Annotated in this window: 20 protein-coding genes; 11 read left to right on the top strand and 9 right to left on the bottom strand. The window is 42.9% G+C overall.

What is annotated here, in order from left to right:
• Nucleotides 1-8 precede the first annotated feature (8 nt).
• From BACHE_RS00155 to hemW, 4 genes are all read right to left on the bottom strand, one after another.
• Nucleotides 9-2,732 (bottom strand): TonB-dependent receptor, encoded by a 2,724-nt coding sequence (locus BACHE_RS00155; RefSeq protein WP_013545698.1) that lies wholly within the window; start codon nt 2,730-2,732, stop codon nt 9-11.
• A 2-nt stretch (nt 2,733-2,734) separates the two neighbouring features.
• The gene (locus BACHE_RS00150) at nt 2,735-3,613 is read right to left on the bottom strand and encodes a FecR family protein (protein ID WP_013545697.1); all 879 of its coding nucleotides are present in this window, start codon (nt 3,611-3,613) and stop codon (nt 2,735-2,737) included.
• Nucleotides 3,614-3,806: 193 nt separating this feature from the next.
• On the bottom strand, nt 3,807-4,352 hold the full coding sequence (locus BACHE_RS00145) for an RNA polymerase sigma-70 factor (RefSeq protein ID WP_013545696.1): 546 nt from the start codon (nt 4,350-4,352) through the stop codon (nt 3,807-3,809).
• Between the two features lie 12 nt (nt 4,353-4,364).
• Nucleotides 4,365-5,498, bottom strand: a complete 1,134-nt coding sequence (gene hemW / locus BACHE_RS00140) for a radical SAM family heme chaperone HemW (protein WP_013545695.1) — start codon at nt 5,496-5,498, stop codon at nt 4,365-4,367.
• 201 nt (nt 5,499-5,699) lie between these two features.
• Between hemW and BACHE_RS00135 the strand changes: the two genes are divergently transcribed.
• The 4 genes from BACHE_RS00135 (at nt 5,700) to rprY (ending at nt 13,956) form a co-directional block, all read left to right on the top strand.
• Nucleotides 5,700-8,795, top strand: a complete 3,096-nt coding sequence (locus tag BACHE_RS00135; protein WP_041579070.1) for a glycoside hydrolase family 2 TIM barrel-domain containing protein — start codon at nt 5,700-5,702, stop codon at nt 8,793-8,795.
• 463 nt (nt 8,796-9,258) lie between these two features.
• The gene (locus BACHE_RS00130) at nt 9,259-11,415 is read left to right on the top strand and encodes an elongation factor G (protein ID WP_013545693.1); all 2,157 of its coding nucleotides are present in this window, start codon (nt 9,259-9,261) and stop codon (nt 11,413-11,415) included.
• Nucleotides 11,416-11,717: 302 nt separating this feature from the next.
• Nucleotides 11,718-13,253, top strand: a complete 1,536-nt coding sequence (locus BACHE_RS00125; protein WP_013545692.1) for a sensor histidine kinase — start codon at nt 11,718-11,720, stop codon at nt 13,251-13,253.
• 1 nt (nt 13,254) lies between these two features.
• A complete protein-coding gene (gene rprY, locus BACHE_RS00120) occupies nt 13,255-13,956 on the top strand; it encodes a response regulator transcription factor RprY (RefSeq protein ID WP_013545691.1) in 702 nt (233 codons plus the stop codon).
• An 81-nt stretch (nt 13,957-14,037) separates the two neighbouring features.
• Here the strand turns inward: rprY and BACHE_RS17455 are convergent, their stop codons facing one another.
• Nucleotides 14,038-14,214: a hypothetical protein gene (locus BACHE_RS17455; protein ID WP_013545690.1), complete on the bottom strand. Its 177-nt coding sequence runs from the start codon at nt 14,212-14,214 to the stop codon at nt 14,038-14,040.
• 148 nt (nt 14,215-14,362) lie between these two features.
• A complete protein-coding gene (locus BACHE_RS00110; RefSeq protein ID WP_013545689.1) occupies nt 14,363-14,809 on the bottom strand; it encodes a MarR family winged helix-turn-helix transcriptional regulator in 447 nt (148 codons plus the stop codon).
• 237 nt (nt 14,810-15,046) lie between these two features.
• Between BACHE_RS00110 and rpsF the strand changes: the two genes are divergently transcribed.
• Genes rpsF through rplI form a run of 3 tightly spaced genes read left to right on the top strand, consistent with a single transcriptional unit; the run spans nt 15,047 to nt 16,131 of the window.
• Nucleotides 15,047-15,391 carry a 30S ribosomal protein S6 gene (rpsF, locus tag BACHE_RS00105; protein ID WP_013545688.1) on the top strand — a complete coding sequence of 115 codons (345 nt, stop codon included), beginning with the start codon at nt 15,047-15,049 and terminating at the stop codon, nt 15,389-15,391.
• Between the two features lie 2 nt (nt 15,392-15,393).
• A complete protein-coding gene (gene rpsR, locus BACHE_RS00100; protein WP_004288442.1) occupies nt 15,394-15,666 on the top strand; it encodes a 30S ribosomal protein S18 in 273 nt (90 codons plus the stop codon).
• 15 nt (nt 15,667-15,681) lie between these two features.
• The gene (rplI, locus tag BACHE_RS00095; RefSeq protein ID WP_013545687.1) at nt 15,682-16,131 is read left to right on the top strand and encodes a 50S ribosomal protein L9; all 450 of its coding nucleotides are present in this window, start codon (nt 15,682-15,684) and stop codon (nt 16,129-16,131) included.
• A gap of 175 nt (nt 16,132-16,306) precedes the next feature.
• On the opposite strand, the gene BACHE_RS00090 is transcribed toward rplI, so the two are convergent.
• Nucleotides 16,307-16,516: a hypothetical protein gene (locus BACHE_RS00090; protein ID WP_013545686.1), complete on the bottom strand. Its 210-nt coding sequence runs from the start codon at nt 16,514-16,516 to the stop codon at nt 16,307-16,309.
• 172 nt (nt 16,517-16,688) lie between these two features.
• Nucleotides 16,689-18,371: a long-chain fatty acid--CoA ligase gene (locus BACHE_RS00085; RefSeq protein WP_013545685.1), complete on the bottom strand. Its 1,683-nt coding sequence runs from the start codon at nt 18,369-18,371 to the stop codon at nt 16,689-16,691.
• An 85-nt stretch (nt 18,372-18,456) separates the two neighbouring features.
• On the opposite strand from BACHE_RS00085, the gene mtaB reads away from it, so the two are divergent.
• Genes mtaB through BACHE_RS00070 form a run of 3 tightly spaced genes read left to right on the top strand, consistent with a single transcriptional unit; the run spans nt 18,457 to nt 21,380 of the window.
• Nucleotides 18,457-19,776: a tRNA (N(6)-L-threonylcarbamoyladenosine(37)-C(2))-methylthiotransferase MtaB gene (gene mtaB / locus BACHE_RS00080; protein WP_013545684.1), complete on the top strand. Its 1,320-nt coding sequence runs from the start codon at nt 18,457-18,459 to the stop codon at nt 19,774-19,776.
• A 12-nt stretch (nt 19,777-19,788) separates the two neighbouring features.
• Entirely contained in the window at nt 19,789-20,808 is a 1,020-nt protein-coding gene (locus tag BACHE_RS00075; protein WP_013545683.1) for a glycosyltransferase family 2 protein, read from the top strand.
• Nucleotides 20,809-20,855: 47 nt separating this feature from the next.
• Nucleotides 20,856-21,380, top strand: coding sequence for a methylglyoxal synthase (locus tag BACHE_RS00070; RefSeq protein ID WP_013545682.1), 525 nt, complete (start codon nt 20,856-20,858; stop codon nt 21,378-21,380).
• Nucleotides 21,381-21,457: 77 nt separating this feature from the next.
• Here the strand turns inward: BACHE_RS00070 and BACHE_RS00065 are convergent, their stop codons facing one another.
• The gene (locus tag BACHE_RS00065) at nt 21,458-22,021 is read right to left on the bottom strand and encodes an RNA polymerase sigma-70 factor (protein WP_013545681.1); all 564 of its coding nucleotides are present in this window, start codon (nt 22,019-22,021) and stop codon (nt 21,458-21,460) included.
• A gap of 253 nt (nt 22,022-22,274) precedes the next feature.
• Between BACHE_RS00065 and BACHE_RS00060 the strand changes: the two genes are divergently transcribed.
• Nucleotides 22,275-23,288 (top strand): FecR domain-containing protein, encoded by a 1,014-nt coding sequence (locus BACHE_RS00060; RefSeq protein ID WP_013545680.1) that lies wholly within the window; start codon nt 22,275-22,277, stop codon nt 23,286-23,288.
• Nucleotides 23,289-23,314: the final 26 nt, after the last annotated feature.

Here is a 23,314-nt window from a genome sequence, read left to right as displayed (position 1 = left end):
TCTTTTATTCAGAATTTATAAGTGTAGGTGATAGAGGGGATACAAGGCAATATCGTGAGTTTCTTGATGATGGTTTTTCCATCCTGCCCGCACTTTATGAACCTTCCGTTTCCGTCTGGTTGGTAGTAGTGTTCTCCTAACTCATATTGGCTGTAAACGATATTCGGATTCATGGCGTTGTAGGCGTTATAGACGCTGATATTCCATGTACGCATACCGCGTTTGGTCTTTTTGCTGAAATTGATGCCTATGTTCAGGCGGTGGCTGACGGGTAAGCGATAGTTGTTGCGTTGCGAAATATATCCGGTATGTTCGGTAGTGCCGTCGGGCTTGATAATGACAGTTGCCCGTTCGGGGACAGTGATGCATCTTCCTGTATTAAATATCCATGAAGCTCCTAAATCTATGCGGTCACTGAATTTATGATTGACGCAGATGCCTATAGTGTGGCGGTGATCGTACTTGTAAGGAAACCATTCTCCTTGATTGATCGTGCCATTCTTAAAGCGGTAATCGGCCTTGGACAAGGTGTATGCCAGCCATCCGGTGGTTTTTCCCAAGTTCTTTTGGACCAGAATTTCCAGACCGAAAGAGCGTCCTTCACCCATTTCCACTTTTTCTTCCCAATTGGTGGAACTACCGAAAAAGGACACACCATCCTGGTACTCCAGTATATTGCGCATTTGTTTGTAATAGCTCTCTATGGAAAATTCCCAACCTGTCAGTCCGGAGTAGTAGCCACCGAGGGAGTATTGGTTGGCGTACATGGGGCGGATGTTTTTTGTAATGGGAACCCAAAGATCTGTCGGCATAGAGAAAGGGGTGGACGTAAGCATATGTACATATTGAGCCATACATGAATAGGAGACCTTGGCAGAAAAGCCCTGTCCGAAGATGTATCGGGCAGAGAGCCGGGGCTGTGCCGATACATAACTTTTTCCCTGGGTACTGAATAAAGACAGGCGCAATCCGGTATTCAGACTGAAGTGGCTGCTCAGTTCAAAGTTGTCTTCTCCGTATAGTGATATATCTTGCCCATGCAGAACTTCATTGCAGTTGGTACGATAGACAGTATCTTGCTTGCCTGTGGTTTCTGCTTTGGCTTGTATGCGTGAAGTGATGGTTTCAGGACGGAAAGTGTGATGAATATATTCTGCTCCGAATTTTATGTGATGCTTCGGCATGGGGATATAATCGAAATCCATGCGCGCGCTCCAGTCACAGATACCCGAACGGAATTCGGAGAGATAGGAGTATTGGTTTTCTGCGCGCCCATAAGTTTTCGTTTCCGTCATTTCCTGGTTCAATTTCATCTGATATCGGTTGAATGATACTGTGGCATTACTGAATAATTTGCTATTGAAAACATAGTTCCAACGAGTGTATGCGATTGTGTTTCCCCAATTCTGTCGAATCTCATCCTTGTAGGAATTGTTCTTTAAAGGGGAGTCCCGTTTTTCGTTTTCGTTATAGATATTGAAGTGGTAATGGTCTTTCCCATTATAAAATCCGAGAAAAAGACGGCTGCGATCATTGAATTTATGGTTTATTTTTGCATTAATGTCGTAAAAATAGTAATTGTATTTATCGGTCTGATAATCGTCTTTTTCTATAATAAGATTCTTGAGTAAGGCGGTATGCGTGATGCGCGTGCTGAGACTGAATGAAGTGCGGTCTCTCCAGATCGGGCCTTCCAGATGCAGTTTATCGGTAAGTGTGCCTATGCTGAGTGCACCATGATTTCGTTTCATATCTCCATTGTTGGTTCTTACATCTACTATGGATGAAAGACGCCCGCCGTAGCGGGCAGGAAAACTGCTTTTGAACAATGTCACATTTTTTACGGCTTCGGGTGTGAAGATGGAAAACACGCCCCAAAAATGATCGGCATTATATATAGGAATTCCGTCCAATAATACCAGATTCTGGTCGGAGCCTCCTCCGCGTACATACATACCGGAAAATCCTTCCATTCCGGATTGTACACCGGGCATCAATTGGATGGTTTTCAGTAAGTCACCTTCTCCAAGTATGGAGGGCGTATGCTGAATTTGCGCCTTTGGAATTTCATAGGCTCCCATCATGGTACTTTCTATACCGGCTTCCCTCTTGCTGGAAAGCACTACGACTTCGGCCAATTCGTTGTTGCTGTTCAGACATATGTTCAGTACGGTGTCTCTGTTTAAGTAGAAATTGCAATGAATTGTTTCGTAGCCCAAGTAAGAGAAGTTCAGGATGGTTTCTCCTTCGGGCAGAGTAAGAGTGTAGAAACCGAAAGGATTGGTGGCAGTACCTGTGGAACGACGACTCTCAAGGATATTGGCACCAATCAGCGTCTCGGAAGACGCCCCGTCCGTCACGTATCCGCTGATCGTGAATTTACGGCTTACGGTTTTCCGCGGTATAGGCCGCTTATGGAGTAAGATATGCTTTCCGGAGATTTCGAATTTTATCGTCTCATTCTGAAAAGCACGTTGCAGTATTTCTCTGATAGTTTGCTTTTTAGCTTCCAAAGTGATGCGACGGGTTAGTTTTACTTCTTCTCCATAAATAAAGGAGAATCCCGAAGCACTTTCCAATTGCTTCACAAAACTTTCCAAAGTGGCGTTGTGAATGTTCAAATTCAGCCTTATGTCTTTATTTTGTGCATGGATTGAACTGTTTAAAAGAACCACACACATCAGTAGTAAGACTCTGATGTGGTGGTGTGAACAGACAGTAGAATAGTTCATGATCAGTTAAGTTTGTAAGTAATGGTAATAGTGTCGTTAGTCTGTTTATATTTAAAATTACCGACAGCTTTTAATAGATCGAGCATTTCCGTCAGACTTTCGCCTTCGTGAAAAGTAGCTGTCATACGATAGTTTCTCAAATGAATATCCTCAATGAGGATTTCTGTGTGGAAAGTATTAGACAATTGGCGGGCAATCTCCTGCAATGGTAATTGATTGAAAAGGATGATGCCTCGGCTCCATAAAATTTCATCGGAGGCATTTGGAGTGGCTTCTTGCACCAATGTACCTTTCACCTTATTATATATTGCGTTTTGGTTGGGAGTAAGCACCACTCTTTGGCTTTCTCCTTCGATGCTGACGGCTACAGAGCCTTCGAGCAATGTGGTTCGTACTTCTTCGTCGTCGGGATAGGCTTCTACATTGAAGTGAGTGCCCAATACCTGTACCTTTACGGCTTCTGCCCGCACGATGAACGGGTGTTTAGCATCTTTGGCCACTTCAAAATAGGCTTCCCCTTGCAATTCTACTTTTCTACAATCTCCTTTGAAGTGTGCCGGATAAGTTAAGGTAGAGTAATGGTTCAGTGTGACTTCCGTTTGGTCGGGTAATATTACGGTACGCGTTTCGGCTAAGGTGGATATGGTTTGCATGGGTACAGGGCGTATGGCATTGTAAATGAGCCAACTTGCTATGCATAACAAGGCTATGGCAGCGGCACTTGTTATACGGAATTGGAGAATCCTTTTGCTTCTGCGCGTAAATAGTCGCTTCTCCAATAACTTCCAGCTATTTGCTGCAGAAAAGTGCTCGCGCGGTGAACGGGTGGAAGCAATCAGCACATTTAATACTTTGTCAAAATTCTCGTTCCTGATTCCCATTTTAATTATCTCTATTTATCCTTTATATATTGTAATGTTAACCGCATTTTAAATAAAGACAGGAACTCTTGAAGAATTCCCTATCTTTCTGTTGTAAAAGAACGTTAAAGGTAAGAGACGAAGATTCGACCGACAAATGTATAGGGGGTATTGCCGGAAGGATGTCGAAAATAATGATGGCCGGTAGCCGGAATTATTCGGAAAGCAGCATCTCCCTTAGCCTTGTGAGGGCTTTCTGAAGTTGTGCATCTACTGTCTTTACGCTTATATTCAGTTCTTTTGCTACTTGTGCATAGCTTTGTTTCTCTTCGCGGACACGGATGAAGACTTCACGGCAACGTTGGGGCAGACGGTCAAGAGCTTTGACGTAGCGGGCGAAAAGTTCTTCACTTATAAGGGTGTCTTCCGGAGAGTTAGCCCGGTCGGAGGGTTCGGGAAGTTGGTCAGAGGATTGTGTGGTATGTCTGCTTTCTTTGTCCAGATAGTTGAGGGAAGCATTCTTGGTCAGAATAAAGCAATAATCCTCTATATTGTTCACTTCGGGTAATTTGGCACGCTGCTCCCAAAGACGCATGAACACATCGAGCACTATTTCTTGTGCCCATTCTCCGTGTTTCACATAATAGTAGGCAATGCGGAACAGACGGTCATAGCAAAGATTGTAGAAACCATGGAAGGCTCTTTCTGAGTCTTCTTCCTTCATTTGGCGTAAATATCGTCTGACTTCTTGTTCGGTCATGCTATTCGTTTTTTATTCTTCTACATACATTAAGTCGCTCAGTATATCGTCTGAAACAAAAACTCCGTTTCGTGTAAAGTAAAGGTGGTTATTGTGGATGTTGAGTTTGCCGCTTTCCAAATGGGGGGCAGCCATATCCCGGCAATATTTCAGTAATTTGTTTCCAAATACCTGTCCTAAATGTTCCAAAGAAACTCCCCATTGAGTGCGCAAGCCGGTCATGATGTATTCGTTATAGCGGGCCGCTTCATCCAGTTTTTCTATTTCATAAGAACGGTGTCCTTCTTCTATGGAGCTTATATAAGTCGTTAAGGAAGAAACATTCCACTCTCTTGTTTCTCTGTTGAAAGAATGTGCAGAAGGTCCGCATCCCAAATATGGGATACCTCTCCAATAAGAAGTGTTATGGCGGGAGTACATGCCGGGTTTGCAGAAATTGGATATCTCATAATGCTCGTAACCGTTTTCTACGAGGGTTTCTGTCAGTGTGGTGAAAAAACGCACACTGCTTTCTTCATCGACCTCACGAATATGACAGGTTTGCAACATTTCATAAATAGGTGTTCCTTTTTCATAAGTCAGATGGTAGGCGGAGATATGCTCAACATTGAGGCCGACAGCTTGTTGGAGATCATGTTTCCATCGTTTGTCTGTTTCTCCGGGCAGGCCATAAATCAGGTCGATACTGATATTGTGGAAGTCTGCCTGCCGGCATCGTTCAATGGCTGTTGTAGCTTGCGCCGAGTTGTGACGCCGGTTCAGTAGTTTTAATGTTGGATCGTCAAAAGTCTGTATTCCCATGCTGATACGGTTGAATGGAAGGGTCTGAAGCATGCTGACATATTCCTCTGTCAAGTCATCGGGATTGGCTTCGAGTGTGATTTCTATCGCGTTTTCCAGTCCGCAGATTTCTTTGATGGTATTGAATATTTGGATAAAATCCTCTTCGGTAAGTTGTGAGGGGGTTCCTCCACCAAAATAGACAGTTTCAACAGCTTCACCTTTCAGATAGTCTTTCCGGTTTTGCAGCTCCTGGCATAAGGCATGGATATAGCGTTGTTTCAGTTCGCTGTGGGTTGTGGAATAGAAGTCGCAATAAATGCACCGGGTCTTGCAAAAAGGGATATGGATGTATATACCTGCCATAATTGAAAAGGTTGTTTGGGTGCAAAAGTAAGATTTTGGCAGGAGAAAGCCACCATTTTCGTTTTTTTTCTATAAATCACTGATATTTTATTCTTTTCGAAGCCCGGTTTTATGCTGTATAGAAGTTTTTCTCTTTATCTTTGTAACGGCATGCGAAAAGGAGTTGTGTGCCGTCACAAAGAATTTATTAAATTTAGTAGCATGAATAAACATTTCATTACCGGATTGTTCACCGTTATGGCTTTGACGGCAAATGCGCAGTCCTTCAACGAATGGCGTGATTCTGAAGTTAACGCCGTGAACCGTGCTCCGATGCACACTAACTATTTTGCTTACGAATCGGTTGACGCCGCGAGCCGTGGAGTAAAAGAGCAGTCATCCAACTTTATGACCTTGAACGGTACATGGAAATTTTTCTGGGTGAAGGATGCCGATGCCCGTCCTGTAGATTTTTGGAAGCAAGGGTTTAATGATAAGGGGTGGAGCAATATGCCCGTTCCCGGGGTATGGGAGCTGAACGGCTTTGGTGATCCTATCTATGTGAATGTGGGCTATGCCTGGCGTAATCAATTCAAGAATAATCCTCCCCAAGTGCCTGTGGAAAACAACCATGTCGGTTCTTATCGCCGTGAGATTGTAGTGCCTGCCGACTGGAAGGACAAAGATATCGTGGCACACTTCGGTTCTGTTACTTCCAATATGTATCTGTGGGTAAACGGTCGCTATGTGGGCTATAGTGAAGACAGCAAGCTGGAAGCGGAATTCGACCTGACTCCCTATTTGAAGCCCGGTCAGAAAAATCTGATTGCTTTTCAGGTATTCCGTTGGTGTGACGGTACTTATTTGGAAGATCAGGACTTTTTTCGTTACAGTGGTGTAGGGCGTAATTGCTACCTTTATGCCCGTGATAAGAAACGGATTGAAGATATCCGTGTGATTCCCGATCTGGATGCAGATTACAAGGACGGTTCTTTACGTGTAACACTTAATTTGAAGGGAAGCGGCAACGTCGGTATGGAATTGCTTGATGCAACAGGCAAGCAAGTTGCGGCAGAGACGATGCATGGCAGTGGCACGGTTGTGATGAATGTGGAGAATCCACATAAATGGACAGCGGAGACTCCTTATCTCTATACTTTGCGTGCCATTCTTCAGGGAAGTGGAGAAGTGATTCCCGTGAAAGTGGGCTTCCGCAAGATTGAACTGAAAGACTCTCAAATTCTGGTCAATGGGCAGCCTGTCCTGTTCAAAGGAGCCGACCGTCACGAGATGGATCCTGATGGGGGATATGTAGTTTCGCCCGAACGTATGATGCAGGACATCCAGATCATGAAACAGTTCAATCTCAATGCTGTGCGTACCTGCCATTATCCTGACGATAACCTCTGGTATGACCTTTGTGACAAGTACGGAATCTATGTAGTGGCTGAAGCCAATGTAGAATCGCATGGAATGGGTTATGGCGACAAGACGCTTGCCAAGAATCCGGCCTACAAAAAGGCGCATCTGGAGCGTAACCGACGCAATGTGCAACGCGGCTTTAATCATCCCAGCATCATCTTTTGGTCATTGGGCAATGAAGCCGGATATGGTGCTAACTTTGAGGCAGCCTATGATTGGGTGAAGGCGGAAGATCCGAGCCGGGCGGTGCAGTATGAACAGGCGGGCAGGAAGGGTAAAACTGATATTTTCTGCCCGATGTATTATAGCTATGACGCTTGCAGGAAATATTGTGAGGACGCTTCTGCCGACAAGCCTCTGATTCAATGTGAATATGCCCACGCCATGGGTAATTCTGAAGGCGGCTTCAAGGAATATTGGGACTTGGTTCGCAAATATCCCAAGTATCAGGGGGGATTCATTTGGGATTTTGTGGATCAGTCTGTACGCTGGACAGGTAAGAATGGTAAGATGATTTATGCTTATGGCGGTGATTTCAACCGTTTTGATGCCAGCGATGGAAACTTCTGTGACAATGGACTTATAAGCCCCGACCGTGTGCCCAATCCTCACATGTATGAGGTGGGGCGTATCTATCAAAACATCTGGACCACTCCCTCCGATCTGAAAAACGGTGAAATCAATGTATTCAACGAATATTTCTTCCGTGATCTTTCTGCCTATTATCTGGAATGGGAAGTGCTGAAAGGCGGCAAGGTGATACGTACCGGTCGTGTGGATGATTTGAATATTGCTCCGCGACAGACATCCAAAATTAAACTGGATTTGGGCAAAATCTGCCAATGTGAGGAATGGCTGCTCAACATCTCCTATAAATTGAAGAACCGTGAAGGATTGCTGCCTGCCGGACATGCTGTGGCAAAGGATCAATTGACTCTGAATCCTTATAAAGCTTCCGCAATGGAACTGAAGAATATGGAAATTCCCAATATTCCTGTCATGGCTCCGCAAGTACAGGATAGCGACTGGGCCTATCTCATTGTCTCTAATGATGCCTTCCGCGTCGAGATCAGCAAACGTAGCGGTTATCTGACAAAATATGAAGTGGATGGTGTGGATATGATTAAAGAAGGAGAGGCTCTGACTCCCAACTTCTGGCGTGCTCCTACGGACAATGATTTCGGCGCCGGTTTGCAGCGCAGATATGCTGCCTGGAAAAAGCCGGAGATGAAGTTGATTTCTTTCAATCATCGTACGGAAAATGATCTGGTTGTCGCAGAAGCGGTCTATGACATGCCGTCTGTATCGGCTGCGCTGAGCTTGACTTATGTCATTAATAATGCCGGTGCTATCAAGGTCACTCAGAAGATGACGACAGACAAGAATGCAAAAATATCCAATATGTTCCGTTTTGGTATGCAGATGCCGATGCCGCGTAGCTTTGAAACCGTGGAATATTACGGTCGTGGCCCCGTAGAGAATTACATCGATCGCAACCATGCGGCCGATCTCGGCATTTATCGTCAAAGCGTATCCGAACAGTTCTATTCTTACATCCGTCCACAGGAGAACGGTACGAAAACCGACATACGTTGGTGGAAGATGCTGAATGCCGCCGGTAGAGGCATTCAGGTGACGGCTGGCGCTCCGTTCTCCGCATCTGCCCTGCACTATACTATCGAGTCGCTGGATGAAGGTTTGGAAAAGCGGCAATGGCACTCCCCCGAAGTGGAAGAATCTGATCTTACCAACTTCTGCATTGATAAAGTGCAGATGGGATTGGGTTGCGAAGACAGTTGGGGACGAATTGCCCGCCCGGAATATTTGTTGCCTTATGGCGATTATGAATTTACGTTCCTCCTTTCTCCGGTGAAGAATGCCATAGATCTGGAATAAGCGGATTGTATTGACATAGGCGGACTGCATCTTGAAGACTTGACCATTTTCAAGGTGCAGCTCCGCTTTTTTTTTAGAAGGAAACGTGCCGGCATTGCATTATGAAGACTTGCCGTCGGCACTCTTGAATATCTGCCTGTTGACTTTTATCTTTTGTGCCTTGCTACAAACTACTTCCGGAGGGAGAAAAACTTTTAGTAAAACTTTGGGGGATTTTTACTAAAAATCCCCCAAAGTTTTACTAAAAATCTCAAGAGGTTTTAGTAGAACGGGCTTAGGATTTACTGTAATTAATGTCTGGTTGGTGAAAAAAGTAAAATAAAATCTTTAGATAAAGGGTGGTGTGTTGTATAACATGCTGCCCTTTGTTGCTTTTCTTTTAATTAATGTCTAATTTGCGCTCCACTTAAAATCAAGGTATGTGAAGGCATATCAAATTATTCACTAATAACCTTATAATGTCATGAAAGTATATCAGACGAATGAAATTAAGAACATTGCCCTTCTTGGCAATGACGGCTCGGGTAAAACCACTCTCACAGAAGCACTGCTCTTTGAGGGTGGTATTATAAAACGTAGAGGCAGGATTACTGCCAAGAATACAGTCAGTGATTACTTTCCGGTGGAACAGGAATATGGCTATTCTGTGTTTTCCACCGTTTTCCATGTGGAATGGAACGGTAAGAAGTTGAATATCATAGACTGCCCGGGTAGTGATGACTTTGTGGGAGCTGCAATGACAGCATTGAACGTAACTGATACTGCTATCCTGTTACTGAACGGGCAATATGGTCCGGAGGTTGGGACACAAAACCATTTTCGCTATACGGAGAAGCTGGGTAAGCCGGTCATTTTCCTCGTAAATCAACTTGACAATGAAAAGTGTGATTATGATATGGTATTGGAGCAGTTGCAGTCCATATATGGTTCAAAGGTAGTGCCCGTGCAATATCCGTTGGCTACCGGACCGAATTTCAATTCGCTGATTGATGTACTTTTGATGAAGAAATATTCGTGGGGACCCGAAGGAGGAGCTCCCACGATTGAGGATGTTCCGGCCGAAGAAATGGAAAAAGCGAACGCATTGCACAAAGCATTGGTAGAAGCCGCTGCCGAACACGATGAAAGTTTGATGGAAAAGTTCTTTGAACAAGACTCCTTGAGTGAGGATGAAATGCGTGAGGGAATCCGTAAAGGCCTGGCTTCTCGCGGCATGTTTCCGGTGTTCTGTGTCTGTGCCGGAAAAGATATGGGAGTACGCCGCCTGATGGAATTCTTGGGTAATGTAGTTCCGTTTGTAGATGAAATGCCTCCGGTGCACAACACACGCGGAGAAGTGGTGAAACCGGAGGCGGACGGTCCGGCTTCATTGTATTTCTTTAAGACCGCTGTTGAGCCACATATTGGTGATGTGCAATACTTTAAAGTAATGAGTGGCAAAGTACATGAAGGTGATGACTTTACGAATGCGGACCGTGGATCTAAGGAACGCATCGCGCAGATTTATGCTTGTGCAGGTTCCAACCGTATTAAAGTAGAAGAGATGGTGGCAGGTGACATTGGCTGTACTGTAAAGCTGAAAGACGTGCACACCGGTAATACGTTGAATGGAAAGGGGGCTGAAAATCGGTTCAACTTCATCAAATATCCTAATTCCAAATATTCACGGGCCATCAAGCCTTTGAATGAAGCTGATACCGAGAAAATGATGGTGGCTCTGAACCGCATGCGTGAGGAAGATCCGACATGGATAATAGACCAGTCCAAAGAATTGCGTCAGACCATTATACATGGGCAAGGTGAGTTTCATTTGCGTACGTTGAAGTGGCGTTTGGAAAATAATGAAAAACTGCAAGTAAAGTTTGAAGAACCGAGGATTCCATATCGCGAAACCATAACGAAAGCCGCCCGTGCCGATTATCGTCATAAAAAACAATCTGGCGGCGCCGGTCAGTTTGGCGAAGTTCACTTGATTGTAGAACCTTATTACGAAGGTATGCCCATGCCTGATACTTATAGGTTTGGCGGCCAGGAGTTCAAGATAAATGTGAAAGGCTCTGAAGAGATTCCATTGGAATGGGGAGGCAAGGTGGTATTCGTTAACAGCATTGTGGGCGGTTCCATTGATGCTCGCTTTATGCCCGCTATCCTTAAAGGTATTATGTCTCGTATGGAACAGGGGCCGTTGACCGGTTCGTATGCCCGTGACGTGCGTGTCATTGTATATGACGGCAAAATGCATCCGGTTGACTCTAATGAAATATCTTTCATGCTGGCGGGGCGTAATGCTTTCAGTGAGGCGTTTAAGAATGCAGGTCCGAAGATTCTTGAACCGATTTATGATGTGGAGGTATTTGTGCCTTCCGACAAGATGGGTGATGTAATGGGCGATCTGCAAGGAAGACGTGCCATGATTATGGGAATGAGCAGCGAAGCCGGCTATGAAAAACTAAGTGCAAAGGTTCCTCTCAAAGAAATGTCTTCTTATTCAACGGCTTTGAGCTCATTGACAGGCGGTCGTGCTTCGTTTATTATGAAGTTTGCCAGTTATGAACTTGTGCCGAGTGATGTGCAAGATAAGTTGATTAAGGAGTTTGAAGCCAAACAGGCTGAAGATTGATTTCTCAGTGGTAGCAGGCTGGTAGTAAGTAATTGCTAACAGCTTATTATAACAATAGTTAAAGCCGTTATTGCCTTATTGTAGGAAATAACGGCTTTTTTATTAATGCAGATTAATAATATGGAGAAATGTGAATGTGAATGATTAATTTTTTATTAAATTTGCAAACCAAAGGCTTCGTTTTTTGTTATAATGCTCATAACATAATCTAAAAAATGACATTCGGTTAATTTACGAGAATGTCCGGTTAAATCAGGTTAATCAGTTAGGAGTGTTAATTAGGGAGTGTTAATTTTGTGACTATGAAAAAGTCAACAATATGGATATTAGGTATCGTGATGGGTTTTTCCTTTCTCAGTTTGCTGTATCTGCAGATCAGCTACATTGAGGAAATGGTGAAGATGCGTAACGAGCAATTTGATGAATCGGTAAAACGTGCATTGATGACCGCGTCAAAGGGGGTGGAATCCGAGGAAGTTGAACGTTGGTTGAGAGAAGATATCTCGGATGCGGAAAAGAAGGCGTGGGAACAATCGCAAAGCGTGAGTGGAATGGTACAGCGGTTTGTGATAGCTCCGGATGGCAGTGTTCAATCCTCCATGGAATTGAAAACTTTCAGTAATGGAGCCTCCCAACTTCCCAGAGCAATGATTTCACGCAAACATGGGGTAAAAACGATCCCCAAGACATCACGTTCGCAGATGGAGATGCTTAAAGAACGCTATCTTTATCAGCGTGCATTGGTGGACGAGGTGGTTTTGCAAATGGTGTATAATGCCAAAGATAAACCGATTGGAGAGCGTGTCAATTTTAAGAATTTGGATCAGTATCTGAAGTCGGGGTTGATTGATAATGGCATTGATTTGGATTATCATTTCAGAGTGGTGGATAAAGATGGCAGAGAGGTTTACCGTTGCTCGGATTATACTGACGAGGGTAGTGAAAGCTCTTATTCACAGCCGTTGTTTCTGAATGATCCGCCCGCCCGTATGAGTATTGTGAAGATTCATTTTCCGGGTAAAAGGGATTATATTTTCGACTCGGTAAGCTTTATGATACCATCTATGATATTCACCTTTGTACTGTTGATTACATTTATTTTCACAATCTATATCGTATTCCGTCAGAAGCGGTTGACAGAGATGAAGAATGATTTTATCAACAATATGACCCACGAATTCAAAACGCCGATTTCAACGATTTCATTGGCGGCACAGATGCTCAAGGATCCGGCTGTTGGCAAGTCTCCGGCCATGTTTCAGCATATATCGGGCGTTATCAATGATGAGACGAAGCGGTTGAGGTTTCAGGTTGAGAAAGTGCTTCAGATGTCAATGTTCGACCGTCAGAAGGCTACATTGAAGATGAAGGAACTGGATGCTAATGAGTTGATAGCCGGTGTTATCAATACGTTTGCGTTGAAAGTGGAACGTTATAACGGCAAGATTGAGTCGGAACTCAATGCTACCGATCCGGTTATCTTTGCAGACGAGATGCATATCACCAACGTGATTTTCAACCTTATGGACAATGCTGTGAAGTATAAGCGTCCGGATGAGGAGTTGCTGTTGGTTGTGAAGACTTGGAATGAACCGGGTAAGCTGATGATTTCAGTTCAGGATAACGGTATTGGTATCAAGAAAGAGAATTTGAAGAAGATATTTGAAAAGTTCTATCGTGTACATACAGGTAATCTGCACGATGTTAAAGGCTTTGGCTTGGGGTTGGCTTATGTAAAGAAGATTATTGTGGATCATAAGGGAACCATTCGGGCGGAAAGCGAACTTAACGTAGGGACTAAATTTATTATTGCATTACCTTTATTAAAAATTGATTGATATGGACGAGAAACTGCGTATTTTATTATGCGAAGATGATGAGAATCTTGGCATGCTTTTAAGAGAATATTTACAGGCAAAAGGTTACGCTGCCGAGTTATATCCCGATGGAGAAGCAGGATACAAAGCTTTCCTGAAGAATAAATACGACTTGTGTGTATTTGACGTGATGATGCCTAAAAAAGACGGTTTTACTTTAGCTCAGGAGGTACGTGCCGCAAATGCCGAAATTCCTATTATCTTCCTGACGGCAAAAACTTTGAAAGAAGATATTCTGGAAGGTTTTAAAATTGGTGCTGATGATTATATCACTAAGCCGTTCAGTATGGAAGAACTGACTTTCAGAATTGAGGCTATCTTGAGACGTGTGCGTGGCAAGAAAAATAAGGAGAGCAATATTTATAAGATCGGTAAGTTTACGTTTGACACGCAAAAGCAGATTTTATCGACTCCCGAACAGCAGACCAAGCTGACTACCAAAGAGTCTGAACTGCTGGGCTTGCTTTGTGCACATGCAAATGAGATTTTACAACGAGACTTTGCGTTGAAGACTATCTGGATTGATGACAACTACTTCAATGCACGCAGCATGGATGTGTATATCACGAAATTGCGCAAGCATCTGAAAGAGGATGATTCTATTGAAATCATCAATATCCATGGAAAGGGCTATAAACTAATTACTCCAGAGGTTGAAGCCTGAGAAGATTGGCTCATTCGGCAAGAAGAGAATAAAAAGGGCGGTTGCATTTACAACCGCCCTTTTTATTTTCTTCTTCTGATATTAATCTGCAATTTTCTTATTGATTGCAATGTAAGAGATTAACCCTACAACTACCAAAACTACTGATGTACCCAGAATGGTATTGTTGTTAACATTGCCGGTAAAAGAACATGCAATGAGAACCACTGCTCCAATCAAGATTAATATCAATCCCAGATTTTTTAATAAGCCTTTCATGTGTGTGTATTTTAATAGATTATTATATTCTTTCGTATTCTTGTCACAAAGAAAAGCATAATTCTTTAACAAGCGAAATTATTTTTGCAAAAAAACTATTATTCAACTTAAATAGTTGGTTTATCACCTTCTTGTCTTGCCGTTTAAGCTAATCTTTAGTATTGAAGAAAATTTTTCTCAAAACCTCTTGGCTTATGCTTAGGTCTTCAATGTTAATACCATGCAAGGCTTCTTTCAGAGTTTGGTTGGCGATGATGCGTGCCTGTTCTTCCAATTCCCTTCCATCTTTGGTAAGGTGGATCAGATTGGTACGGCGATCTCTTTTATCAGATATGCGCACCACAAGATGCTGGCGTTCCATGTTGTCAATGAGACGCGTCATGCTGGGCTTGTCTTTGAAGGTTGCATTGCACAACTCTTGCTGCGTTACACCATCTTTTTCCCATAAAAAAATCAATACTGTCCATTGTTCCGGAGTGATTTCCAAACCATTTTGGCGGAAGTTGCGGGATAACTTGCGGTTGATGGCAGCCGATACCTTGCCATTTAAAATGGCAAATATAAGTCGGATGTCAAAGTTGAATTGCTCTATCATGAAATTATTGTTTAAACAACTTTGCAAAGATAATGTAAGCCGGAGACAATACAAAATAAGCAGGCTTATTTTTACTTTAGAGATGAGGATTGTCCTGTTTGGAGGTATTTTGCTTTTGCGATGATTCCTGTGCTGAGATACAAAAAAACATTTAAATCTTTGTAGTTCAAAATAAAATCTCTACCTTTGCACCCGCAATTTTATAAACGAATAATTTATTTAATTAATTAAATGAGTATGAATCAATACGAAACCGTTTTCATTTTGACTCCCGTTTTGTCTGATGTTCAGATGAAGGAAGCGGTAGAAAAATTCAAAGGCATCCTCACTTCTGAAGGTGCTGAGATTGTAAATGAAGAAAACTGGGGACTGAAAAAGCTGGCTTATCCAATCCAGAAAAAGTCAACCGGTTTTTATCAACTGATTGAGTTCAATGCAGAACCTACTGTTATTGAGAAATTGGAAATAAACTTCCGTCGTGACGAGCGCGTTATCCGCTTCTTGACTTTCAAGCAAGATAAATACGCTGCCGAATATGCTGCGAAGAGAAGAAGTGTTAAATCAACTAAAAAGGAGGATTAATCATGGCACAACAAGTTCAATCAGAAATCAGATATTTAACTCCGCCCTCAGTAGATGTAAAAAAGAAAAAATACTGCCGTTTCAAAAAAAGTGGTATTAAGTACATCGATTACAAAGACCCTGAATTCTTGAAGAAATTCTTGAATGAGCAAGGCAAGATTCTTCCGCGTCGTATTACAGGTACTTCTTTGAAGTTCCAGCGTCGTGTAGCTCAAGCTGTGAAAAGAGCACGTCATTTGGCGTTGCTTCCTTATGTAACTGACATGATGAAATAATAGGAGGAGGAAAGTATGGAAATTATATTAAAAGAAGACGTAGTAAACTTGGGTTATAAGAATGACATCGTAACTGTTAAGTCCGGTTATGGTCGTAACTTCCTTATCCCGACTGGAAAAGCTGTCATCGCTTCTCCTTCTGCAAAGAAAATGCTGGCTGAAGATTTGAAGCAACGTGCTCACAAGCTGGAAAAAATCAAAAAGGATGCTGAAGAATTGGCTGCTAAGTTAGAGGGTGTATCTTTGAAAATCGCTACTAAAGTTAGCTCTACCGGTACTATCTTTGGTTCTGTTGGTAATATTCAGATTGCTGAAGAATTGGCTAAACTGGGACACAGCATTGATCGTAAGATCATCGTTGTAAAAGACGCAGTAAAAGAAGTTGGTAGCTATAAGGCTATCGTTAAATTGCATAAGGAGGTTTCTGTAGAGATTCCTTTTGAAGTAGTTGCTGAAGAAGCATAATTCAACTTTATATATGGAAAAGCCCGGTTGCTCTTTGAGTAATCGGGCTTTTTTGTATATGTCCCATTGGGGTTAAGTGATAATTCATTTTGCAATGAATTGAAAGGGCATAAAAAAAAGTCTGGTGTGCTTTCGCACGTCAGACTTTCAATTCTCTCAAGTGTTGTACTGAAAATTATTCAGCTACAACTGCTACGCTATCTCCTGATACAGTATCTGCTGCTGCAGCGGCTGCTGCTTCGGCTGCGGCTGCTTCTACAGCTGCGATTGAATCAGCGATACGGATTGAATCGGCTGTTGCTTGTTCAGCGTTAGCTGCTTTGTTGCCACAAGATGCGAAAGATACTGCTACGATAGCTGCTGCCATCAAAACTAATTTTTTCATTTTCTTTACTTTTTAAAAACGTAATACAATCAATTGCTTTATTAAAACGTTGCAAAGGTATGTACTTTTTAAATATGTTGTTCTCCAAACCCCAACTTTTTTTTAGCTTTTTTTCGAGCTTGGAATGTAACTTTTTGTAATATAGTGATATTCAATGGAATATGTATATGGTTTATACAATTTCATTTTCAGCAATGCTGTTGTATAAGTATCTTTTGATACTTCTTTTGGGTGTTTTCTCGAACTCGGTAGGATAAAGTTGTATCTGGCTTACTTTTTCGTAAGCAGCTACACTGTTGTTCAGGTTTTTGAGATTTTCATCCATAATGGTTTTAAGATTGTCCGATTGGTTCAGTCCTAATGAGTCCAACGCTTCATAGTCGGCATAGACCAGAGCAATCAGCTTTTTATTACGCTCAATCACGAGGCTCTCTAAGACAAAAGGCAAGTTGTTGAGACGCGCTTCAATTTCTTCGGGAAATATGTTTTGCCCACTGGAACTGAGAATCATGGTTTTACTACGTCCACGGATATAGAGATTGCTGTTTTCATCCAAAGTTCCCAAGTCTCCTGTACGTAACCAGCCGTCTTTGGTGAATACCTCTTGGGTAGCTTCGGGATTCTTGTAATAGCCTACCATTACATTTTCACCGCGTACTTGTATTTCACCGAGTTTGTCATTGGGATTTTCTTTATGGATACGTGCTTCCATAATATCGAGCACGCGTCCCGAAGAGGTTGGCACAAATTCATTCCATGGAGCGTAGCTGATAAGTGGAGCGCATTCGGTCATACCATAACCGATTGTGAATGGAAATTTGATACGGTGGAAAAACTCTTCTACTTCAGGATTCATGGCGGCTCCACCTATAATCACCTCTTTGAAACGTCCGCCGAGGGCATCGATCAGTTTCTTACGTATTTGCCCGTAGATTTGTCCGTCCAATAAGGGAATGCTGAGTGCCCATTTCATTGCTTTTTTGTTGATGATGGGCTGGATAACATTTTTGTATATCTTTTCGATGACAAGAGGGACGGTTATAATCAGATTGGGTTTAACCTCTTCAAAAGCTTTCATCAGGATTTTGGGTGAAGGCACTTTCCCTAACAGGGTGACATGTGTGCCCACGGCAGTTGCCGTAAGAAAATCGAATGCGCAACCATAAGCATGAGCCAATGGAAGGAAAGACAGAACTTTATCTCCTTTCTTCAATAATCCGGTGCGTATTCCAAAGGTGACGTTGCCTGCCAGGTTGTTTCCGGTCAGCATAACTCCTTTGCTGAATCCTGTTGTCCCTGAAGTATAGTTAAGCAGCATTACTTTGTCGTTGGAAAGGTCGGTGTAAGTAACGTTTTCTTTATGAAAACCTTTCGGGTAGTTTCTGTCCATTTCTCCACTCAAATGTTTGAGGAAACGCTGAATTGTTTCTCCGTCACGCTGATATAGGCAGCGGAAGTCGCTTAAAGAGAACACGCCCCGTAAGCCGGTGAGGCGGTCTTCTTCCAAATGTTCCCAGATGACATCGCTGGTAAAGAGGAATACAGATTCCGAATGATTTACGATGTGGTGTACATCATTTGGATTGAAGTCTTGCAAGATAGGAACTACAATACCGCCGTAAGTGACTGTGGCCATATAAGCAATGCACCAACGTGCGTTGTTCTTACCGATAATGGCAATTTTATCACCGCGGCGAAGCTGGCAATGCTTGAAAAGCAGATGCAGTTTGGCAATCTCTTGCGCTACCTGTCCGTAGGTATAACTTTCATTTTCTCCATAATCTGTATAGCAGGGAAGGTCCCAATTCTCACGAAAACTATGCTCGTATAGTTTGATGAAATTTTCTTGTATCATTGCACATTTTATTGTTGAGTGTGCAAAAGTAGGAAAAATAGATTAATAATGTATATCTTTGCAACGAAAATGTGTTTATAAGCTCATGATAGATACCAATGTATTTCAAGATAAGACGGCAGTTTACTATACATTAGGGTGTAAACTGAACTTTTCGGAAACTTCTACTATCGGTAAGATTTTGCGGGAAGCCGGCGTGCGTACGGTGCGTAAGGGGGAAAAAGCGGATATTTGTGTGGTGAATACCTGTTCGGTGACGGAAGTGGCAGACAAGAAATGCCGCCAGGCTATTCATCGATTGGTGAAACAGCATCCGGGAGCTTTTGTGGTGGTGACAGGTTGTTATGCCCAATTGAAGCCTGAAGCTGTGGCCAAGATAGAAGGAGTGGATGTTGTTTTGGGTGCTGAACAAAAAAAGGATCTCTTGCAGTACTTGGGAAATTTACAGAAACATGAAACGGGTGAGGCATATACATCGGTTCTCAAGGATATTCATTCGTTTGCTCCTTCATGCTCACGTGGTGACAGGACACGCTTTTTCCTGAAAGTTCAAGATGGCTGCGATTATTATTGCTCATATTGCACTATTCCCTTTGCCCGTGGTCGTAGCCGCAACGGTACTGTTGCATCAATGGTGGAGCAAGCCCGGCAGGCAGTGGCCGATGGCGGAAAGGAAATAGTGCTTACAGGTGTCAATATAGGTGATTTCGGTAAAAGTACGGGAGAAACTTTTTTTGATTTGGTAAAGGCGCTGGATGGAGTGGAAGGTATTGAACGCTATCGTATTTCTTCCATTGAACCTAATTTGCTGACAGATGAAATTATAGAATATGTGGCTGGTTCGCGGCGTTTTATGCCCCATTTTCATATTCCTTTGCAATCGGGTAGCGACGAGGTGTTGAAACTGATGCGCCGTCGTTATGATACTGCCTTGTTTGCATCTAAGATAAGGAGGATAAAAGAGGTGATGCCCGATGCTTTTATCGGTGTAGATGTTATTGTAGGGACGCGGGGTGAAACGGAAGAGTATTTTGAACAAGCATATCAGTTTATCGGAAGTATGGATGTGACGCAACTTCATGTGTTCAGCTATTCGGAACGTCCCGGCACACAGGCCTTGAAAATAGACCATGTAGTGTCTCCTGCAGAAAAACATGAACGGAGCCGACGTCTGTTGGAGCTTTCGGAGGAGAAAACCCGTGCGTTCTACGCCCGTCATATCGGCAGCGTAATGCCGGTTTTGTTGGAACGTTCCAAACAGGGAGCTCCGATGCATGGTTTCACTGCCAATTATATTCGTGTGGAAGTGCCTCATGATGATTCTTTGGATAATCAGGTGATGCCGGTTCGTCTTGGAGATTTCAATGAAGATAGTACCGCTTTGTCCGGTGAAGTCTTGAGGTGAGACCTGAAATATATGGATAAGATAGCTGTTGTCATATTGAATTGGAACGGATGCGATATGCTCCGTTCGTTTTTGCCTTCTGTAGTGCGTTTTTCCAAAGCGGACGGGGTAGCAGTTTACGTCGCGGATAATGGATCGACGGATGCTTCCGTGGAAATGCTTCGTTGTGAATTTCCTTCCGTGCGCCAGATATTGTTAGGTGAGAATCATGGCTTTGCTGATGGATATAATCTGGCATTGAGCCAGGTGGATGCAGCGGAGTATGTTGTATTGCTAAACTCCGATGTGGAGGTGACTGAGAATTGGCTTATGCCGTTGCAGGAATATATGGACACTCATACGGATGTGGCTGCATGCCAGCCGAAGATACGCAGTTGGCGAAAAAGAGAGGAGTTCGAATATGCCGGAGCAGCAGGTGGCTTTATCGACCGTTATGGATATCCTTTCTGCCGGGGACGAGTCATGGGCATGGTAGAGGCGGACAGGGGACAGTATGACACGGTGCTTCCCGTATTCTGGGCTACAGGGGCGGCTTTGTTTATCCGTTTAAAAGATTATCTGGAAGCAGGCGGGTTGGACGGGCGTTTCTTTGCCCATATGGAAGAAATTGATTTATGCTGGCGACTTCGCGCCCGTGGACGTGGATTGGTCTGTGTTCCTCAAAGTGTGGTGTTCCATGTGGGTGGTGCTACCCTGAAAAAAGAGAATCCCTGTAAGACTTTCCTTAATTTCCGTAACAATCTTGTTATGCTGTATAAGAATTTGCCGCAGGAAGATTTAACTTCCGTGATGCGTGTGCGTGCTGTATTGGACTATGTGGCAGCGTTGAACTTCTTCTTGCGCGGGCAGTTTCCCAATGCTTGGGCCGTGGTTCGTGCACGTCGTGCCTATGTCTCGCTTCGTTCCTCATTCGCTGCATCTCGTGAGGAAAATCTAAGGAAAACGTGCCTTTCTGTGATACCGGAACGGACAAAAAACAGTATATTAGTGCAGTTTTATTTGCATGGGAAGAAATTCTTTTCTCAATTGTAAGAACTGTTATCGGTTTCTGATTGTTTAATCTTCAAAGACATTGCCTTATGGAAAAATTAATTAGAAAAATTGGATTGGTGGCACACGATGCTATGAAGAAAGATCTCATAGAATGGGTGCTCTGGAATTCGGAATTGCTGATGGGACATAAGTTTTATTGTACGGGAACTACCGGTACTCTTATTCTTGAGGCACTGAAAGAAAAGCATCCTGATGTAGAGTGGGATTTTACAATTCTCAAATCTGGTCCTTTAGGTGGTGATCAGCAGATGGGGTCGCGCATTGTGGACGGAGAAATTGATTACTTGTTTTTTTTCACAGATCCGATGACTCTCCAACCGCATGATACGGATGTGAAGGCGTTGACGCGTCTCGCAAGTGTAGAGAATATTGTTTTCTGTTGTAATCGAAGCACGGCAGATCATATCATTTCCAGCCCGCTGTTCCTTGATCCAATATATGAACGTACTGTCCCTGATTATACTAATTATACCAAACGTTTTGAGAATAAACCTGTGGTTGCCGAGGCAGTAGAGCAGGAAAAGAAGCGAAAACGAAAACGAAGTTCATGACATGGACATTCTTTGGTAATTAAGCGAACTGATCAAAAAACATCATAGGTTGCACACTTTTTTCTTTAGATAAATCTTTAGAGATGGGGAAGCAGTGTCAGCAATAGTGGTAGATAATCTTTTAACTCTGTACGCAGTATCTTTAGAACCTGTCCGATGCGGTAGTTCACGGTTTGTGGAGAGATATTCAACTGTCGGGCTATCTCTTTGTGGGTAAGGTGTTCTTTGCGATTCATTTCAAAGACAAGTCGGAACTCGGGTGGCAGTTTGGCAAGTGCCGTGCGATAAAGCAGAAATAACTCATTGTTGAGGTAGAAGTCGGGAGATTCGAATTCCTCTTGATATTTCTTGGCAATGGATTGATGTACTTTGCGCCGAATCTCTTCGTGGGTGAGGTGGTTTAAAGCCTTGTTCTTTACTATGGTGAATAAAAAACTCTTTAAGGAGAGGGAAGTGTCGAGACTTTCGCGGTTTTCCCATATCCACAGCATGGTGTCTTGTACAATTTCCTCAGCTTCAACCAAAGGAATATACTGAGAAGCAAAGGCACATAACCCTTTGTAATAGAAACGATAAAAAACTTCAAAGGCAGTCCGGTCACCGCATTTTATCGCTTGGGTAGTTAGGGCATTATTCTCCATAAATTCTTTGTTGAATATCGTATCTATAGTTAGGTGAAAGAGGTATCCTTCAATTCTGATTTATGACAAAAATATGTTATTATTCTGAATGTCGCAATAACTAAATCTTTTTTATTTCCTTTTAAACAGCTATAAAAGGATTTAGTTCCCTATTTATGTTTTTTATAATATTTGCTTTAGTATATTTGCATTCTTAGTTGTATTATTATCAACATAAATAGTTTTCGCAGAAAAAGGTATTAAACTGAGATGTATGGAAGAAACTATATTACTTTCCTATTTAAATGGTGAACTTTCAGATCAGGAGAGTGAAGAGGTGGAAGAATGGGTGGATCGGTCAGATGAGAATCATCGGCTATTGGAGCAGGTGTATTATACGCTGACTCTGGCTCAACGCTCTGAAGCATATGAAGCGGCTGATGTGGAGGCTGCTTTGAATACATTCCGTAGTCGGGTAGATAAAAAGAATATGGTAGCCTCTGTGAAACGGACTTCATCGGAACGGATGCGTCTGTTGTGGCAACGCTATGGTGGTACTGCCGCAGCTTTTCTCGGCGGATTGATATTGGCTGTCGGGGTGTTGATGGGTGTATATGGTGAAGATTCACATTATGAAGTTAGCACAGCCATGGGGCAGCGTGCACGGGTAATTTTGCCTGATGGAACATCTGTCTGGCTCAATTCATCCACGCAATTGTCGTATGAGTCAGGTTGGTTGAGCAGAGAGCGAAAGGCTTATCTGAAGGGTGAGGCTTACTTCGAGGTGAAGCGGAATGTGCTCAAGCCTTTTGTGGTGAGTAGTCAGGGTGTTCGTACACAGGTATTGGGTACAAAATTCAATGTACGTGCGCGTGAGAGTGAACATAAGGTAGCCACTACCCTGTTAAGTGGGTCAGTGCAGATGTATTGTGGGGGACAGACTGATGCAAGGCAAGTGTTGAAACCTGGAGAGACAATGGTGGTGGATACAGAGAAGGGTATTTCCGAACTTTATGCTTATAATTGTCCGGAAGAGGTACTGCTTTGGATCAAGGGGGATCTGTGCTTTACCGCTTGCCCATTGGGGAAAATTGCAGAAAGTCTGTCTAAAGTTTATAACGTGAAGTTTACGTTCAGTGATTCTCAATTGAAGGAAAAACGTTTTACTTGTCTGTTTAAGACCGATTCCTCACTGGAGGAGATATTGAGTACCCTTGCTTTGACCCAACATTTTAGTTATAGTATATCAGATACATCTATCCGGATATTTTCATTTCAAAAGGAGTAACTTTTTGTATTGATACTGTTTATTTC

Origin of the sequence: Bacteroides helcogenes P 36-108, assembly GCF_000186225.1 — a bacterium.
Classification (GTDB): domain Bacteria; phylum Bacteroidota; class Bacteroidia; order Bacteroidales; family Bacteroidaceae; genus Bacteroides; species Bacteroides helcogenes.
The sequence above is the reverse complement of the archived record's forward strand: the minus strand, read 5'-3'. Positions and strand labels throughout refer to the sequence as shown.

Coding starts and splice junctions, on each gene's coding strand:
- BACHE_RS00155 (WP_013545698.1), bottom strand. CDS start 2,732: ATGAACTATTCTACTGTCTGTTCACACCACCACATCAGAGTCTTACTA.
- BACHE_RS00150 (WP_013545697.1), bottom strand. CDS start 3,613: ATGGGAATCAGGAACGAGAATTTTGACAAAGTATTAAATGTGCTGATT.
- BACHE_RS00145 (WP_013545696.1), bottom strand. CDS start 4,352: ATGACCGAACAAGAAGTCAGACGATATTTACGCCAAATGAAGGAAGAA.
- hemW (WP_013545695.1), bottom strand. CDS start 5,498: ATGGCAGGTATATACATCCATATCCCTTTTTGCAAGACCCGGTGCATT.
- BACHE_RS00135 (WP_041579070.1), top strand. CDS start 5,700: ATGAATAAACATTTCATTACCGGATTGTTCACCGTTATGGCTTTGACG.
- BACHE_RS00130 (WP_013545693.1), top strand. CDS start 9,259: ATGAAAGTATATCAGACGAATGAAATTAAGAACATTGCCCTTCTTGGC.
- BACHE_RS00125 (WP_013545692.1), top strand. CDS start 11,718: ATGAAAAAGTCAACAATATGGATATTAGGTATCGTGATGGGTTTTTCC.
- rprY (WP_013545691.1), top strand. CDS start 13,255: ATGGACGAGAAACTGCGTATTTTATTATGCGAAGATGATGAGAATCTT.
- BACHE_RS17455 (WP_013545690.1), bottom strand. CDS start 14,214: ATGAAAGGCTTATTAAAAAATCTGGGATTGATATTAATCTTGATTGGA.
- BACHE_RS00110 (WP_013545689.1), bottom strand. CDS start 14,809: ATGATAGAGCAATTCAACTTTGACATCCGACTTATATTTGCCATTTTA.
- rpsF (WP_013545688.1), top strand. CDS start 15,047: ATGAATCAATACGAAACCGTTTTCATTTTGACTCCCGTTTTGTCTGAT.
- rpsR (WP_004288442.1), top strand. CDS start 15,394: ATGGCACAACAAGTTCAATCAGAAATCAGATATTTAACTCCGCCCTCA.
- rplI (WP_013545687.1), top strand. CDS start 15,682: ATGGAAATTATATTAAAAGAAGACGTAGTAAACTTGGGTTATAAGAAT.
- BACHE_RS00090 (WP_013545686.1), bottom strand. CDS start 16,516: ATGAAAAAATTAGTTTTGATGGCAGCAGCTATCGTAGCAGTATCTTTC.
- BACHE_RS00085 (WP_013545685.1), bottom strand. CDS start 18,371: ATGATACAAGAAAATTTCATCAAACTATACGAGCATAGTTTTCGTGAG.
- mtaB (WP_013545684.1), top strand. CDS start 18,457: ATGATAGATACCAATGTATTTCAAGATAAGACGGCAGTTTACTATACA.
- BACHE_RS00075 (WP_013545683.1), top strand. CDS start 19,789: ATGGATAAGATAGCTGTTGTCATATTGAATTGGAACGGATGCGATATG.
- BACHE_RS00070 (WP_013545682.1), top strand. CDS start 20,856: ATGGAAAAATTAATTAGAAAAATTGGATTGGTGGCACACGATGCTATG.
- BACHE_RS00065 (WP_013545681.1), bottom strand. CDS start 22,021: ATGGAGAATAATGCCCTAACTACCCAAGCGATAAAATGCGGTGACCGG.
- BACHE_RS00060 (WP_013545680.1), top strand. CDS start 22,275: ATGGAAGAAACTATATTACTTTCCTATTTAAATGGTGAACTTTCAGAT.